Consider the following 14,444-nt stretch of genomic DNA (forward strand, 5'->3'; position numbering starts at 1 on the left):
CGGCGCCTGCGCAGGCGCCGTCCTGGCTACGGTTATCGCACAGATCCGCCGCTTCTTGCAAGGTTCACGAGATCAACACCGGCACTCGGCCACGATTTGAGCAACTTAAGTACCGTGAAGCGACGAAATCCGTATCCGTGTGGTGCGGATACGCCGAAGGGCGGACCTGGCTCGGGCCCGCCCTTCGGCGCGATTCCGTGGAATCCGCTGCGTCCGTCTACCGGTGTGCCTTGGCCCACCGGGCGGCTGTGGTGACCAGTTCGGGCAGCTCGGCCGGGGTGGGCAGGCCGGCGAGGTCGGCGACCGGCACCCAGCGGGCGCTGGAGACTTCCGCCAACTGCGCGGCACCATCTCTACGGGTTGTGGGAGACCTGCCACAGGGCGCTGACCGGCATGGCCCGTAGTTTGGGGCCGAACGGCAGCGTGGCGGTGCCGGTGTAGAGGACGACGCCGGCGACGAAGTCGTCGCTGAGCCGGTCGGCGAGCCTGCGTAGCCCACGGAAATCGTCCGGTCCGACGGTCGAGGCGGCCTTGACCTCAATGCCGACGACGCGACCGGCCCTGTCCTCGAGCACCGCGTCGACTTCGAACTTGCTGTGGTCCCGGTAGTGGGACAGCTCGACGGACTGGGCAGACCAGCTCAGTTGGCGGGACAGCTCGGACAGGACGAAGGATTCGAGCAGCGGGCCGAACGACGCACCGGGGCGCAGCAGTGCCCGGGCGTCGACCGCGATCTCGTTGGCGGCGATGCCCGAGTCGACGAAGATCAGTTTGGCGGCTGCGGTGGCTCGGGTGCCGAGGTTGCGCGACCATCCTGGGATTCGCCTGATGAGGAAGATCTCCTCCAGAGCCTGGAGGTAACGCGCGATCGTCGGTCGGCTCAGTCCGAGCGCGGATTCGAGGGAGTTGGCCGCGACGATGGTGGCTGACCTGGCAGCGAGCAGCCGTACCAGTCTGCGGAGTTCACCCTTGCTCTGGATGTCGGCGAGTTGCCGGACGTCGCGGTCGATGAGCGCCTGGACATATGCGTCGAGAAAGCGTTGACGACGGCGGGGGTCGTCGCGGGATGTGGCTTCGGGCAGACCGCCGCGCACGATTCTGGCAGCGTAGTCGGCGCGGGTCACGGCGGACTCGTGGCGCAACTCAGGGCCGAGCGTGAAGATGGCGTCGACGAAGCCGTCCGGCTCATCTTCCAGCTCACCCTGGGAGAACGGCCAGAGCTCGATCGTCTCCATCCGGCCGGGCAGCGCGTCGGGAGCGGCTAACGTGCCGAACAACCGCGCGGAGCCGGTAAGAAGGTATCGACCCGGTCGAGGATCCTCATCCACGGCGGCCTTGATGGCCAGCAGCAGTTCCGGGACACGTTGGATCTCATCGATGATCAGCAGTTCCGGGGAGTCAACGAAGCCGACCGGGTCGGCTGTCGCCGCCGCGCGATCCTGCGCCCGGTCAAGATCGCGGCGTTCGGCGAGGCGGTCCCCGGCGACGATGCGCACGAGGGTGCTCTTGCCTGCCTGGCGTGCACCGCTGATCAGCACGACGCGGGTGTCCGCCAGCGCGGCGTCCACCTGGGCTGCGGCGTGGCGCGGGATAAGGCGTGACGTAGGCACAACCCCATACTAGCCGCCGCACTTTCGATCTGCGACGACTTCGCTTTCGATTTGCGGCAGATTTGATGTTCGTTCTGCGGCATACCCGTGTTCGATCTGCGGCGCGCACGTGTTCGGTTTGCGGCATCCGGCCCGGCCTCGCTTGCCGGCGAGGCCGAGCCCGGATCGGGCCGATCGGTCGGTGGTCGTCGGGCGACCGGCGTCGAGGACGACGCTGCCGCCGGCCAGCGTGGGCAGAGCCGAGCGCGAGCGAGGCTGAGCCAGTCGAGGTCGGTCAGTCGGTGGTTGCCGGGCGGCCGGCGTTGAGGTCGACGCTGCCGCCGGCGGGCACCGGCAGGAACGTCGGACAGCCCTTGGCGGTCTCGTCGGTCAGGCAGCGCTGGAACACCTCGTACAAGATGTAGCCCTCCGGGCCGAGCACCTCGACGAGCTGACGGATCTGCTTGAGCTTCTCTTCGACGGTGGCGTTCTGCTCGATGATCGCCCGCCGCTCGGTGATCGCCACCTGGACCGCAGCCAGGCCGTCGACCAGGTCCTGACGCGGTGTCGGCTTCTGCAGGGTCAGGTTGAACTGCAGGAAGTACGCCCGCCCGCCGGTGGTGGCCTGCACCGCCGCGCCCAGGTCTTCGTTGATCGCCGTCTCGAACGCGGCCCGGGTGGCCGGGTCGTTGTAGAGCGCCAGCCAGTCGTACTTCTGCGCCTCGGTGGTCATCGCCTTGTGCAGCGGCTGCCCGATGTAGAACCGCAGCAGGTCCAGCCAGTGTTTGGTGGTCCGGCCGTCGCCGTCCATCACCGGTTGGAACTTCAGCCCGATCTCCTCGTGGAACTCACGCAGCATCCCACCCTCGTCGGCACACGAGGTGTCCAGGTGGAAGGTCAGCCCACCGGAGACGGTCAGTTCCTGGTTGTCCTTGGAGACCACCACGAACGGCGTGGACTCGGAGCCCTCGTTGCCGGTAAAGTCGAACGTCCGCTGGCCGGCCGGGTACACGTAGTACCGCTCACCCGGCCCGTCCCAGGTGCGGTTGTTCTGGGTGACGCAGGCCTGGTACGTGGTGCTGGAGAAGGCGCCCGCGTCGTAGTGCAGCGCCACCTGGTCCGACTCGGTGCTGACCGTGGTGCAGCCGGTCACGGTCAACACCAGCAGCGCACCGACACCCGCGATCACCCGTAGCTGACGACGCATCCGTTTGCCCCACTTCCCTCGACGTGTGCCGTCAGGGTAGGGAAGCGAATCAATCCGACCGGTCCGGCCGTGCCGGAGGTGTCGACTGCCGGCGCGGCCGGCTTGCGGCCGCACCGTGCCGTCCTGGTCGGGCTAGAACGTGCCGTCCTGGTCGGGTTAGAAGCAGTACGGGACTGTGATCGAGGTGAAGTACACCGTACGTTCGCCCGTCAGATACTTGTAGTTGCCATCTGGGCAGTGGAAGTGGTACCCGATGCCGACCTCGGTGGCGTGGCTGCTGTCCGAGTAGTAGTAGTAAATGACGGTGTGGTAGTCGGGCGGGGCGCTCTGCGCTGGGGTGGCCGTGAGTGCGATGGTGGTTGCCACGGCCACGAGCGTTCCCGCCAAGGCGCTGCGAAGATAATTGCGCACGGCTGATGCCTCTCCGTCTGGTCACCATGGGTAGCTTCAAAGTAGCACCGAGTGGTGACCCTTGTGGACCCCGGCGAACAATCGACATATGTCGCATCGGTGCCCCACTCGCGGTCTCGCCGGTGGGGCGGTGCGGACGTGGGTCAGGCCGTACCCCAGGTGTAGGTCTGCTTGCGCAGCTTCAGGTAGACGAACGCCTCGGTGGAGACGACCCCGTCGACCGTACGCATCCGTTGCAGGATCTCCAGCAGGTGGTCGTCGTTGCGGCAGACCACCTCGGTGAGCAGGTCGAACGACCCGGCGGTGATCACCACGTAGTCGACCTCGTCCAGCTCCGCGAGCCGGTCGGCGACCGTCTCCAGATCACCGGCGGTACGCAGTCCGATCATCGCCTGGCGGGGGAAGCCGAGCTGTAGCGGATCGGTGACCGCGACGATCTGCATCACCCCGGCGTCGAGCAGCCGCTGTACCCGCTGGCGGACCGCCGCCTCGGAGAGCCCGACCGCCTTGCCGATCGTCGCGTACGGGCGGCGCCCGTCCTCCTGCAACTGTTCGATGATCTGTTTCGCCACGTCGTCGAGGAGGACGTGACCGGAGCTGCCGCTGCCCTGCTGTCGTGTCCCCATCCGGGTCTCCTCGTCTGTCAGAATCGGCGCATTGTCCCGCACTGCGGGTACGTCGCCGAGTGGGTCGGCGTTAAGAGTCCAAGTCTGGCGTATTTCGTGGCCAATGGCGAGCAGCGCAACGGAATCCCTTGTGAAGTGCGCATCTGCATGCCAGGATCGGCGTCTGATCGGTTCACAAACTACGCCTTGCCTCCGTGCCGGCCCCGCCGGCCCGCACCCTTCCGGTCCTTCGGACCGGCACCACTCCAGGAGCCGTCCATGCGCAGTCGCCTCCGCCCCCCACCGTCCGCGCCGGCCGCCGCCCTGCTCTCGGCCTTCGGCATGCGCCGTACCCTCACCCGGCGCACCCTGGTCCGCGGTGCCGCCACCTCCGGCGGGCTGCTGCTCGCCGGCGGCGCGCTCGCCGCATGTGGCACCCCGGCCGCCCAGCAGACCGAGGAGAGCTGCGTCAGCGAGGACCTGTCCGACAGCGAACAGGTGATCAACTTTTCGAACTGGCCGCAGTACATCGACGTCGACGCCGACGACGAGAGCCGCCGACCCACCCTGGAGGCGTTCCAGCAGGCCTCTGGCATCACGGTCACGTACACCGAGGACATCAACGACAACAACGAGTTCTTCGGCAAGGTGCAGAACCAGCTGTCCGCCTGCCAGCCCACCGGACGCGACATCATGGTGCTCACCGACTGGCTGGCCGCCCGGATGATCCGGCTCGGCTGGGTGCAGTCCCTCGACAAGGCCAACCTGCCCAACGTCACGGCCAACCTGCTGCCGTCGCTGAAGGCCCGGCCGTTCGACCCGGACGACTCGTACGCCGTACCGTGGCAGTCCGGGCTGACCGGGCTCGCCTACAACGGCAGCGTCACCGGCGAGGTCCGCACCATCGACGAGCTGCTCACCCGGGCCGACCTCAAGGGCCGGGTGACCGCTTTGACCGAGATGCGCGACACCATGGGGCTGCTGCTGCAGTCCAACGGGCACGACCCGGCCGAGTTCACCGACGCGCAGTTCGACGACGCTCTGGAGAAGCTGCGCCAGGCGGTCGCCGACGGGCAGATTCGCCGGTTCACCGGCAACGACTACGCCGCCGACCTGGCCCGGGGCGACGTCGCCGCCTGCATCGGCTGGTCCGGCGACGTGATCCAGCTGGCCGCCGAGGATCCCAACATCGTCTTCCAGGCACCCGAGTCCGGGCTGATCCTGTTCTCCGACAACATGCAGGTGCCGAACCAGGCCGCCCACAAGACCAACGCCGAGAAGCTGATGGACCACTACTACGACCCGGCGATCGCCGCCGAGGTCGCCGCGTACGTCAACTTCATCTGCCCGGTCGCCGGCGCCCAGGAGGCGATGGCCGCGATCGACCCGGAGCTGGCCGCCAACCCGCTGATCTTCCCCGACGAGGCGCTGCTCGCCCGGTCCGCCGTGTTCATGGCGCTGACCGAGGAGCAGGAACGCACGTACGAGCAGAAGTTCCAGCAGGTCATCGGGGCCTGAGGCGGCAACCGATGGCGACCGACCCACCCGCCGGTGACCGACTCGGCGGCGGCCCACGCCCAGCCGACCCACCCGCCGGTGACCTGCAGCTGACCGACCTGACCAAGCGGTTCGGCCCGTTCACCGCAGTGGACGGACTCGACCTGACCATCCCGCAGGGCGCGTTCTTCGCCCTGCTCGGTGCCTCCGGCTGCGGCAAGACCACCACCCTGCGGATGGTCGCCGGGCTGGAACAGCCCACCAGCGGCCGGCTGCTGCTCGGCGGGCGGGACATCACCCGGCTGCGGCCGTACCGCCGGCCGGTGAACACCGTCTTTCAGAGCTACGCGCTTTTCCCGCACCTGAACATCTTCGACAACGTCGCGTTCGGGCTGCGGCGGCGCGGCATCCGCGACGCGCGCCCGCAGGTCGATCGGATGCTGCAGCTGGTGCAGCTCGACGGCTTCGGCCCGCGCCGGCCGCAACAGCTCTCCGGCGGGCAGCAGCAGCGGGTCGCCCTGGCCCGCGCGTTGATCAACCACCCGCAGGTGCTGCTGCTCGACGAACCACTCGGCGCGCTCGACCTCAAACTGCGCCGGCAGATGCAGGCCGAGCTGAAACGCATCCAGACCGAGGTAGGCATCACCTTCGTGCACGTCACCCACGACCAGGAGGAGGCCATGACGATGGCCGACACGGTCGCGGTGATGAACGCCGGCCGGATCGAGCAGCTCGGCCCGCCCGCGCAGATGTACGAGTTCCCGGCGACCGCGTTCGTGGCGAACTTCCTCGGCCAGTCGAACCTGCTGGCCGGCGAGGCCACCGGCCGATCCGGCGACGACGTGCTGGTCACCGCGTACGGCTCGCGGTTCACCGTGCCCGCGGCCCGGTCCCGGTCCGTCGACGGTCCGGTCCATCTGGGGGTACGCCCGGAAAAGCTCGCCCTGACCCGGGACGCCGACGGCGTACCGGCCGGGGCGCAGTCGGTCACCGGCGTGGTCACCGAACTGGCGTACCTCGGGGTCAGCACCCAGTACCAGGTGCGCACCGGCTGGGGCACCGAGCTGAGCGTGTTCAGCCCGAACAGCGGGGACGAAGCTCTGCTGCCCGTCGGTGCCGAGGTGGTCGCCTACTGGCAGCCGGCGCACGCCTTCCTGCTGGCCCGCGAGCCAGGTGCCGGCGACCAGACCGCCCCGCTGCTCGACGACGCCGTACCCGCGTCATGAGCGTCCTGGCCCACGTCGGCGGGGGCGGATCCGGCCGCCGGTCGAGCCCGCCGCAGCGGCGCGGCCGGCTGCTGCCGTACCTGCTGCTGTTGCCGGGCGGGGCCTGGCTGACCCTGTTCTTTGCGGTGCCGGCGATCCAACTCGGCGCGACCAGCCTGTACGACCCGACCGGCTCGCTGGCCACCGGGTACGCGATGACCTGGTCGTTCGGCAACTATCCGGACGCGCTGTCGGCGTACTGGACGCAGTTCGGTCGCGGCTTCCTATTCGCCGGCATCGCCACGGTGATCGCGGTGCTGCTCGGCTACCCGCTGGCGTACGCGATCGCCCGGCGGGCCGGCCGGTGGAAGAACCTGATGCTGATCTGCGTCGTCGCCCCGATGTTCACCAGCTTCCTGGTCCGCACCCTGGCCTGGAAGACGATCCTGTCGGAGAACGGCTGGCTGGTCGGCGTACTGCGGGATCTGCACCTGCTCGCGCCGGACGGCCGGCTGCTGTTCACCCCGGTCGCGGTGGTGCTCGGGCTGACGTACAACTTCCTGCCGTTCATGGTGCTGCCGCTGTACGCGAGCCTGGACCGGCTCGATCCCCGGCTGTTGGAGGCGGCCAGCGACCTCTACGCGAGCCCGGCGCGCGCCTTCTGGCGGGTGACCCTGCCGTTGTCGGCGCCCGGCCTGGTCGCCGGCACCCTGCTGACCTTCATCCCGGCCTCCGGTGACTACATCAACGCCCGGCTGCTCGGCACCCCCAACGAGTACATGATCGGCAACGTGATCGACTCGGCGTTCCTGGTGCGGCTGGACTATCCGCAGGCGGCGGCGCTGTCGTTCCTGCTGATGGCGGCGATCCTGATCATCGTGTCGGTCTACGTCCGGCGCACCGGCACCGAGGAGGTGCTGTGACGGGCCCGGGCGCGGTGGGGATCGGTGCGCGGCTGGCCCGGTGGCTGGTCGACCGCTGGGTGTTCGGCGTCGGTCTGCTGGTGCTCGGCTACCTGCTGCTGCCGGTGGCGGTGGTCGCCGGGTTGTCATTCAACCGGCCGTCCAGCCGGCTGTCCTACGATTTCAACGAGTTCACGTTGGACAACTGGCGGCAGCCGTGTGCCACCAGCGAGATGTGCGACGCGGTGCTGCGCAGCGTACAGATCGGGTTCCTGGCCACCGCCGGGGCGACGATTTTCGGCACGCTGATGGCGTTCGCGCTGGTCCGGCACCGGTTCCGTGGCCGGTCCGCGGTCAACCTGCTGATCTTCCTGCCGATGGCCACGCCGGAGCTGGTGATGGGCTCGTCGCTGCTGACCCTGTTCGTGGCCGGGGCGGTGCCGCTCGGCTTCTGGACGGTGGTGACCGCCCACGTGATGTTCTGCCTGAGCTTCGTCGTGGTCACCGTGAAGGCGCGGCTGGCCGGCATGGACACCCGCCTGGAGGAGGCGGCGATGGACCTGTACGCCTCCGAGTGGCAGACGTTCCGCCTGGTCACCCTGCCGCTGGTGCTGCCCGGCATCGTGGCCGCCGCGCTGCTGGCCTTCTCGCTGTCGTTCGACGACTTCATCGTCACGAACTTCAACTCCGGCACCACGGTGACTTTCCCGATGTACGTCTGGGGTGCCGCCCAGCGTGGCATCCCGCCGCAGGTCAACGTGATCGGCACGGCGATGTTCGCGGTGGCGCTGCTGGTGGTGCTCGGCGGTACGGTCGGCCGTCGCCGAGGCCAGATCAGTCCTCGATCGCGTGCATGACGTGCTTGAGCCGGGTGTAGTCCTCCAGCCCGTACATGGACAGGTCCTTGCCGTGACCGGAGTGCTTGAACCCGCCGTGCGGCATCTCCGCCACGATCGGAATGTGGGTGTTGACCCAGACGCAGCCGAAGTCGAGCCGGCGGGTCATCCGCATCGCCCGACCGTGGTCGCGGGTCCACACCGAGGCGGACAGGCCGTACCGGACGCCGTTGGCCCACCGGACCGCCTCGTCCTCGTCGGTGAACCGCTGCACGGTGATCACCGGCCCGAACACCTCGTCCTGGATGATCTCGTCCGGTTGGCGCACCCCGGCGACCACCGTCGGGGCGTAGAAATAACCCCGGTCGCCGACCCGTACGCCGCCGGCGTGCAGCTGGGCGTGGTCCGGCAGCCGGTCGACGAAGCCGGTCACCCTGCGAAGCTGGTCGGCGTTGTTCAACGGCCCGTACGCCACGTCCGGCTCGTCCGGTAGTCCGGTCTTCGTCGACCGGGCCTGCTCGGCCAGGGCGGCGACGAAGTCGTCGTGCACGCCCGGCCCGGCCAGCACCCGGGTCGCCGCAGTGCAGTCCTGCCCGGCGTTGAAGTAGCCGGCACCGGCGATCGCCTCGGCAGCCGCCGCCACGTCGGCGTCGTCGAAGACCACCACTGGGGCCTTGCCGCCCAGTTCCAGGTGGGTGCGCTTGAGGTCGGGCGCGGCGGCGGCCGCCACCTCCATGCCGGCCCGGGTGGAGCCGGTGATCGACACGAACTCCGGCGTCGGGTGGGCGACCAACGCCCGGCCGGTGTCCCGGTCGCCGCAGACCACGTTGAACACGCCCGGCGGCAGGAACTCGGCGGCGATCTCGGCCAGCAGCAGGGTAGACAGCGGGGTGGTGTCGGACGGCTTGAGCACCACCGTGTTGCCGGCGGCCAGCGCCGGGGCGATCTTCCAGACCGCCATCATCAACGGGTAGTTCCAGGGCGTCACCTGCGCGCAGACCCCGATCGGCTCCCGGCGTACGTAGGAGGTGTGTCCGGCCAGGTATTCGCCGGCGGATTTGCCCTCCAGCACCCGGGCCGCGCCGGCGAAGAACCGGAGTTGGTCGACGCTGGGCGGCAGCTCCTCGTCGGCGGTCAGCTGGCGCGGCTTGCCGGTGTTGCGGACCTCGGCGTCGACCAGCTCGGCGGCGCGGGCCTCGACCGCGTCGGCCAGCTTGAGCAGGGCCAGCTGCCGCTGCGCCGGGGTGGTGTCCCGCCAGCTGTCGAAGGCGGTGGCGGCGGCCGACATGGCCCGGTCGACGTCGGCGGTGCCGGACGTTGGTGATTGGGCGAACACCTCACCGGTGCACGGGTCGACCAGGTCCTGGTAGCCGCCGTCGACCGGCTCGACGTAGCTGCCGTCGACAAAGTTGCGCACCGTCTGCTTGTCGGTCATCGTTCGGCTCCCGCACGTCGACTCGGCCTGGATCAGGCAGGATGAGGTATCCGCCAGCTAGGAGCCATCTTCGCGACCGAAATCGCAGCAGACAAGAGGTACGGCAACTGTTTCCGTGCACGCGTTGCTGGACCGTGCCGCCTCGTCAGCGTGTCTCACGCCGCTTCGTCGGAGTGTCGGGCGAGGAACTCGTCGATCGCCTGACGAATGAGCCCCGACCGGCCTCCCTTGTCGTTGCCGGCGAGTTCGTCCAGCCGCCGCACGGCCGTCGCGGAGAGGCGGACTCCGGTAACGATCATGGGTACGCTCTCCGGTGACGGCGCAGGACCAAGGTCGGGGCCTCTGGAGGCGTCGCGTAGCAGCTCCGAGATGTCGCCACCCTGGTCGAAATACGCCACCAGCTCCTCGCGGCTCATCGTCCGCGGATCACGGCTCGCGCTCATCGTGTCCCCTCCATCCACTGCTTGACCTCCTCCGGCGTCGCAGGCCGGGCCGCCAGGATCGCGTAGCTGCTGACCTTCCCCACCCGCTCGCACAGCACCATGATCACGCGTGCTGTGCCAGCCAGGCCGGCTACCGCCAGCAGGAGTGTCCCGATGTGGTTCTCGATCCGCTGCGGCGAGTAGAGCGCTTCGACCGTCTCCTGTTCGGAGACTCCGTGCCGTGCCGCGCTGATCTTGCCGGCCTCAGTCCACCCGTACTCTCGCGCAACCACGGCACCAGCGTACAACGCGTAAAACGCGTGCACCGGCAGCACCGCTGTCGCAGCTCTGAGTGGCGTCGGCGCGTAAGGGCTCAGCGGGTCGCGCGCTGTTACGGGCAGCGGAGGGCGCGGTCATCGGCGCTGAGCCGGCGGCGTCCTGCTCGTCAGGCGCGGTCGTGCAGAGTGACCTGGTAGCCGTCGGGGTCGGCGAAGGTGAAGGTCCGACCGAAGGGGCCGTCGATCGGCGCGGAGACGATGGTGTGACCGTCGGCGACGAGAGCATCATGAATGTCCTGTACGTCTGTGGCGTGGAGCCAGATGGCTGCACCGATGCCGGGCTGAGCAACGGATCCGAGGTCGGTCCCGGGGACGATCTCGCGGAGCGCGAACGCGATGGGCTTGGTCTCGAAGACGACGGCGTGCGCAGGCCCGGCCGGCGAGCGTACGAGCCCGAGGTACTGCTCGTAGAACGCCCGCGAGGCGTCGAGGTCGCGTGCCTGCAGCGAGATGAAGTCGGGGCCGGTGACGGGCATGATGATCTCCTCCGGTCGTGTCAGGTTCCTGACATCGCGCAATGTATGTCAGGATGCTGACATGAGTCAAGGCGGGCGGGGTAATGGGCAGGGCGTCGACCTGGAGACATCGCTGGGCTATCTGCTGAAGGAGGCGTCGAGCGCGCTCCGAGTGGCCATGGAGGAGGTGCTGCGACCACTCGGGATGAGCGTGACGCGCTACTCGTGCCTGGAGTTGCTGGCACAACGGCCTGGCCTGTCGAACTCCGAGCTCGCGCGGGGCGCGTTCGTGACCCGGCAGTCGATGAACGTGCTGCTCCAGACGCTGGAGCGAGAGGGCTACGTGACCAGGCCGGCGGAAGCGCCCGTCGGGAAGGTGCTGCCCACGCGGCTCACGCCTCTGGGTCGGCAGAGTCTCGAAAAGGCGACCGTCGCGGTCCGGTCGGTCGAGGTCAGGATGCTGGCCGGGTTGACCGAGGCCGAGCAGTCGGAGGCGTTGCGGATCCTGCGGCGGATGGTCCGTTCCCTGCGCGATGGCGACGGCGGCGCGTAGCGGGTTCGGCCACCGAGGGTCCGACCGCGCTGGCGGTGCATCCCGGGCCTGTCGCAACCGGGTTCTTCGATGGCACTACGGCGACCTCAACCGCAGGGCGGGATTAGGATGTCAAGTGCTCCTCAGGAGGACGTTCGGCTGGCGCGGCTGCGGCGCAAGACCCGTCGGCGCGTGCGGACGCCGAGATCCTCGACCGGGCTGCCGTCCGGACGTCGCAACTCCAGGTGGGGTCTGTGGCGATGGCGATGACTTCGTCGAGGCGGACCCGGGCCTGGGTCATCGCGGCGATCTGCGCCTCCAGCCGCTCCCGCTCGGCGTCCAGCAGGGCTCGTGACCGAGGTACGCACTCGGCCTCGAGCAGCGGCAGCAGATCGGCGATCACCCGGCTGGACAGGCTGGCCGAGAACCCCCGCCGGATCAGCGCCACCCGGGCGACGGCCGTCTCGGCATAGCGGCGGCGGCCCGCCGAGTCCCGGTCGGCCGTCAGCAGGCCCTGCTCCTCGTAGTAGCGCAGCGACCGCACGCTCGCACCGGTGCGGGCCGCCAGCTCCCCGATGCGCACCTATGACCACCACCACATCGTCGAGACCTCACATCAATGGCAGCTCCTAGCGTAGCCACGGCAGCCCTTTCATCCCCTTGCAGAGGAGTCGTCACATGGCAGGAACGCTCGGCATCATCGGCAGCGGCAACATCGGCTCCGCCATCGCCCGCAGCGCGGTCGGCGCCGGTTGGCACGTGGTGATCAGCAACTCGCGTGGGCCGGAGAGCCTCGGCGACCTGGTCGCCGAGCTTGGCCCGCTCGCCCGCGCCGCCACCCCGACCGGGGCGGCGCAGGCGGGCGACCTTGTGGTCGCGACCATCCCGCTGGCCAACTACGAGCAACTGCCACAGGAGGCGCTCGCCGGCAGGACGGTGATCGACACCATGAACTACGCACCGGCCGTGACGGGTTGGGCGCGCCCAGAACTCGACGCCGACGAACTCACCTCCAGCGAACTCGTGCAACGGTTCCTGTCCAGCTCCTCGGTGGTCAAGGCGTTCCACGACGTCAACGGCAGGCTGCTGCGCGAACTGGCCCGCCCGGCCGACGCCCCGGACCGCACCGCCCTGCCCATCACCGGCGACGACCTCGCCGCCAAAGCGCAGGTCACCGAGCTGATCGACGACTTCGGCTTCGACACCGTCGATGTCGGCGGCCTCGCCGAGAGCTGGCGCATCGGCCCCAACACTCCGCTGTACTTCGAGGCATTCGTCGGAGCGGTTCCGCCGGGCCTGAGCCTGCCGGAAATCTACGCCTGGCTGGCCACCACCCCGATGATCCCCACCCCGGCCGCCACGGTCGCCGAAATGGCCGCCACGACCGAGCGCCAACCGGCAGGCTTCCAGCTCCCGGCGTCGGCCTGACTTGTCCGACCGCAGGAGCAAGATGTGCGTCTCCTGCAGAGCTGACGATGATGGCCCTCGCTTCCCTCGAGAACGCGAGATCGACGCTGTAGACCGTTCCGTGGCCGTCGATCGAGGACCAATGCCGTTAAGATAGGGGTGTCTGGGCAGGCGAGGTGGGGTGTGGGTGGGGCGGGGTGACGGGTGGTCCGATCGGTCGGGCGTTTGACACGGTAGGAGTTGTGGCGGGCGCGTTTGACGACGCGGGGGCAGGTCCGGTGGCGGCGGGGCGGGTTGGGTTGGTGGCGGATCTCGGTGAGCGCGTCGGTCAGGGCCTCGGAAAGGTCCTCAGGGGGTGATGGCCGCCTGGTCGGTGACCTGGCGGCGCACGACGCGGAGGCCTTTGACGAACGACATGCGGTCCGGGTCGTAGCCGGCGGGGTCGGCGGCGTCCAGCAGGAGAGCGCGGATGGCGTAGTGGGCCAGCAGCAGTCCCCACATCTGTTGTTCGACCAGGTCCGGGGTCTTTGACCGCAGGACCTCACCGCGTCCGCGCAGGTCGGTCTTGATCTCGTCGAGGGCGGATTCCTGTTCCCAGCGCTGGTGGTACGCCTCGGCCAGGGTGAGGGCGTCGATGTCGTGCGGGTCGGTGACGGTGGTGATCACCACGATCAGGTCGCCGTCGGGGTTGCGGTCCGGGACGGTGTACTCGACCGCCCGCACGAGGCGGGCCAGTTCGGCGGGAACCTGGTGGCCGGCTCTGGCCTGTTCGGCCAGCCTCGCCCGGCGGTCGGCGCTCAGTCCAGGGGCGTATATCAGCGCGTGGTAGGAGCCGTCCGTGAGCCAGTTCAGGTGTCCGACCGACACCGACGCGCCGATGCGCCAGGCGAGGTCCGCGCCGGTGGCCGCGTACCGGTTGAACAGGTCGTAGGAGTACAGGCCGGCGTCGGCCGTCACCAGCGTGCCCGGTCCGACCGTGCCGGTGAGGTCGGCGGCCAGGGTGCGTTCCCCGGTGCGGCATCCGCCGAGGACCGCGCCAACGATCGCGTGGCTGCCGCACTCGGCCACAGCGGCGACGTGCAGTTTCGGATACGCCGACGCTTTCGGTCCTGAGCCCGTCCGGCCGAACCGGTGCAGATTGTCCGGGGTGTCGGCCACGTCGAAGCTGGTCGCGTCGATCGCCATCAGCCGGTGTCGGCCGATGAAGGCGCCTTTCGTGCCCGGTGTGGCCAGGGGCACCGCGGCCCGTTCGAACAACGCTTTCATCGGTTCGGGTCCGAGTCGCTGCCGGGCCTGGGTGATCGCGGACTGGTCGGGACCTGCCAGTCGTCGTCCCACGAGCCGAGTTTGCGCAGGTTACCGACCAGCCGGCGCATCACCTCGTCGTACGACTCGGTGAAGAACAGCCCCATCGCGATCACGTACCGGACCATCACGTGTGCCGGTAACCGCCGCGAGCGTTTCTCCCGCCGCCCTGTGCGGTTGAGGACCTCTTCCAGCAGGTCACGGCCGAACCGGGCCGACACCACACCCAACCCGATATGGTCGGTCAACCGCCCCTGCGGCCGTTTGCTCCACCGATGACGTCACGGCTAGCCACCGT

At 69.1% G+C, this 14,444-nt stretch carries 15 protein-coding genes and 1 pseudogene; 6 read left to right on the top strand and 10 right to left on the bottom strand.

Annotation, left to right across the window (positions count from 1 at the left end; genetic code table 11):
* Positions 1-353: 353 nt before the first annotated feature.
* From O7629_RS31700 to O7629_RS31715, 4 genes are all read right to left on the bottom strand, one after another.
* Positions 354-1,610 (bottom strand): ATP-binding protein, encoded by a 1,257-nt coding sequence (locus O7629_RS31700; RefSeq protein ID WP_278173931.1) that lies wholly within the window; start codon positions 1,608-1,610, stop codon positions 354-356.
* Between the two features lie 274 nt (positions 1,611-1,884).
* Complete coding sequence (locus O7629_RS31705; RefSeq protein ID WP_278173933.1) at positions 1,885-2,796, bottom strand: SPFH domain-containing protein; 912 nt, start codon at positions 2,794-2,796, stop codon at positions 1,885-1,887.
* A 156-nt stretch (positions 2,797-2,952) separates the two neighbouring features.
* A complete protein-coding gene (locus tag O7629_RS31710) occupies positions 2,953-3,162 on the bottom strand; it encodes a hypothetical protein (protein ID WP_123605965.1) in 210 nt (69 codons plus the stop codon).
* Positions 3,163-3,350: 188 nt separating this feature from the next.
* Positions 3,351-3,833, bottom strand: a complete 483-nt coding sequence (locus tag O7629_RS31715) for an Lrp/AsnC family transcriptional regulator (protein ID WP_278173934.1) — start codon at positions 3,831-3,833, stop codon at positions 3,351-3,353.
* 258 nt (positions 3,834-4,091) lie between these two features.
* Between O7629_RS31715 and O7629_RS31720 the strand changes: the two genes are divergently transcribed.
* Genes O7629_RS31720 through O7629_RS31735 form a run of 4 tightly spaced genes read left to right on the top strand, consistent with a single transcriptional unit; the run spans position 4,092 to position 8,273 of the window.
* A complete protein-coding gene (locus O7629_RS31720; protein ID WP_278173935.1) occupies positions 4,092-5,330 on the top strand; it encodes a spermidine/putrescine ABC transporter substrate-binding protein in 1,239 nt (412 codons plus the stop codon).
* A gap of 11 nt (positions 5,331-5,341) precedes the next feature.
* Complete coding sequence (locus O7629_RS31725; protein WP_278173937.1) at positions 5,342-6,535, top strand: ABC transporter ATP-binding protein; 1,194 nt, start codon at positions 5,342-5,344, stop codon at positions 6,533-6,535.
* Positions 6,532-7,437, top strand: coding sequence for an ABC transporter permease (locus O7629_RS31730; protein ID WP_278173938.1), 906 nt, complete (start codon positions 6,532-6,534; stop codon positions 7,435-7,437). Before O7629_RS31725 ends, O7629_RS31730 begins: the two co-directional genes overlap by 4 nt.
* On the top strand, positions 7,434-8,273 hold the full coding sequence (locus tag O7629_RS31735; RefSeq protein WP_278173939.1) for an ABC transporter permease: 840 nt from the start codon (positions 7,434-7,436) through the stop codon (positions 8,271-8,273). Before O7629_RS31730 ends, O7629_RS31735 begins: the two co-directional genes overlap by 4 nt.
* Here O7629_RS31735 and O7629_RS31740 read toward each other — a convergent pair.
* The 4 genes from O7629_RS31740 to O7629_RS31755 form a co-directional block, all read right to left on the bottom strand.
* Positions 8,251-9,687 (bottom strand): gamma-aminobutyraldehyde dehydrogenase, encoded by a 1,437-nt coding sequence (locus O7629_RS31740; protein ID WP_278173941.1) that lies wholly within the window; start codon positions 9,685-9,687, stop codon positions 8,251-8,253. The two genes, O7629_RS31735 and O7629_RS31740, sit on opposite strands and share 23 nt — an antisense overlap.
* A gap of 155 nt (positions 9,688-9,842) precedes the next feature.
* Positions 9,843-10,130 carry a ribbon-helix-helix protein, CopG family gene (locus tag O7629_RS31745; RefSeq protein ID WP_278173943.1) on the bottom strand — a complete coding sequence of 96 codons (288 nt, stop codon included), beginning with the start codon at positions 10,128-10,130 and terminating at the stop codon, positions 9,843-9,845.
* Positions 10,127-10,402 (bottom strand): hypothetical protein, encoded by a 276-nt coding sequence (locus tag O7629_RS31750; protein ID WP_278173944.1) that lies wholly within the window; start codon positions 10,400-10,402, stop codon positions 10,127-10,129. The genes O7629_RS31745 and O7629_RS31750 overlap by 4 nt, the downstream gene beginning before the upstream one ends.
* A gap of 152 nt (positions 10,403-10,554) precedes the next feature.
* Positions 10,555-10,923: a VOC family protein gene (locus O7629_RS31755; RefSeq protein ID WP_278173945.1), complete on the bottom strand. Its 369-nt coding sequence runs from the start codon at positions 10,921-10,923 to the stop codon at positions 10,555-10,557.
* 61 nt (positions 10,924-10,984) lie between these two features.
* Between O7629_RS31755 and O7629_RS31760 the strand changes: the two genes are divergently transcribed.
* On the top strand, positions 10,985-11,455 hold the full coding sequence (locus O7629_RS31760) for a MarR family transcriptional regulator (RefSeq protein WP_278173947.1): 471 nt from the start codon (positions 10,985-10,987) through the stop codon (positions 11,453-11,455).
* Positions 11,456-11,558: 103 nt separating this feature from the next.
* On the opposite strand, the gene O7629_RS31765 is transcribed toward O7629_RS31760, so the two are convergent.
* Positions 11,559-12,017 (bottom strand): MerR family transcriptional regulator, encoded by a 459-nt coding sequence (locus O7629_RS31765; RefSeq protein ID WP_347403707.1) that lies wholly within the window; start codon positions 12,015-12,017, stop codon positions 11,559-11,561.
* 95 nt (positions 12,018-12,112) lie between these two features.
* On the opposite strand from O7629_RS31765, the gene O7629_RS31770 reads away from it, so the two are divergent.
* Positions 12,113-12,862 (top strand): NADPH-dependent F420 reductase, encoded by a 750-nt coding sequence (locus tag O7629_RS31770; protein WP_278173949.1) that lies wholly within the window; start codon positions 12,113-12,115, stop codon positions 12,860-12,862.
* Between the two features lie 327 nt (positions 12,863-13,189).
* Here O7629_RS31770 and O7629_RS31775 read toward each other — a convergent pair.
* A pseudogene (locus O7629_RS31775) lies at positions 13,190-14,394 on the bottom strand (IS4 family transposase).
* Positions 14,395-14,444: the final 50 nt, after the last annotated feature.

The organism is Solwaraspora sp. WMMD792, assembly GCF_029626105.1.
Lineage (GTDB): Bacteria > Actinomycetota > Actinomycetes > Mycobacteriales > Micromonosporaceae > Micromonospora_E.

Bases quoted from the DNA above. Each gene is read 5' to 3' on its own strand.
- O7629_RS31705 (WP_278173933.1), bottom strand. From the start codon at position 2,796: ATGCGTCGTCAGCTACGGGTGATCGCGGGTGTCGGTGCGCTGCTGGTG.
- O7629_RS31715 (WP_278173934.1), bottom strand. From the start codon at position 3,833: ATGGGGACACGACAGCAGGGCAGCGGCAGCTCCGGTCACGTCCTCCTC.
- O7629_RS31720 (WP_278173935.1), top strand. From the start codon at position 4,092: ATGCGCAGTCGCCTCCGCCCCCCACCGTCCGCGCCGGCCGCCGCCCTG.
- O7629_RS31725 (WP_278173937.1), top strand. From the start codon at position 5,342: ATGGCGACCGACCCACCCGCCGGTGACCGACTCGGCGGCGGCCCACGC.
- O7629_RS31730 (WP_278173938.1), top strand. From the start codon at position 6,532: ATGAGCGTCCTGGCCCACGTCGGCGGGGGCGGATCCGGCCGCCGGTCG.
- O7629_RS31740 (WP_278173941.1), bottom strand. From the start codon at position 9,687: ATGACCGACAAGCAGACGGTGCGCAACTTTGTCGACGGCAGCTACGTC.
- O7629_RS31745 (WP_278173943.1), bottom strand. From the start codon at position 10,130: ATGAGCGCGAGCCGTGATCCGCGGACGATGAGCCGCGAGGAGCTGGTG.
- O7629_RS31755 (WP_278173945.1), bottom strand. From the start codon at position 10,923: ATGCCCGTCACCGGCCCCGACTTCATCTCGCTGCAGGCACGCGACCTC.
- O7629_RS31760 (WP_278173947.1), top strand. From the start codon at position 10,985: ATGAGTCAAGGCGGGCGGGGTAATGGGCAGGGCGTCGACCTGGAGACA.
- O7629_RS31770 (WP_278173949.1), top strand. From the start codon at position 12,113: ATGGCAGGAACGCTCGGCATCATCGGCAGCGGCAACATCGGCTCCGCC.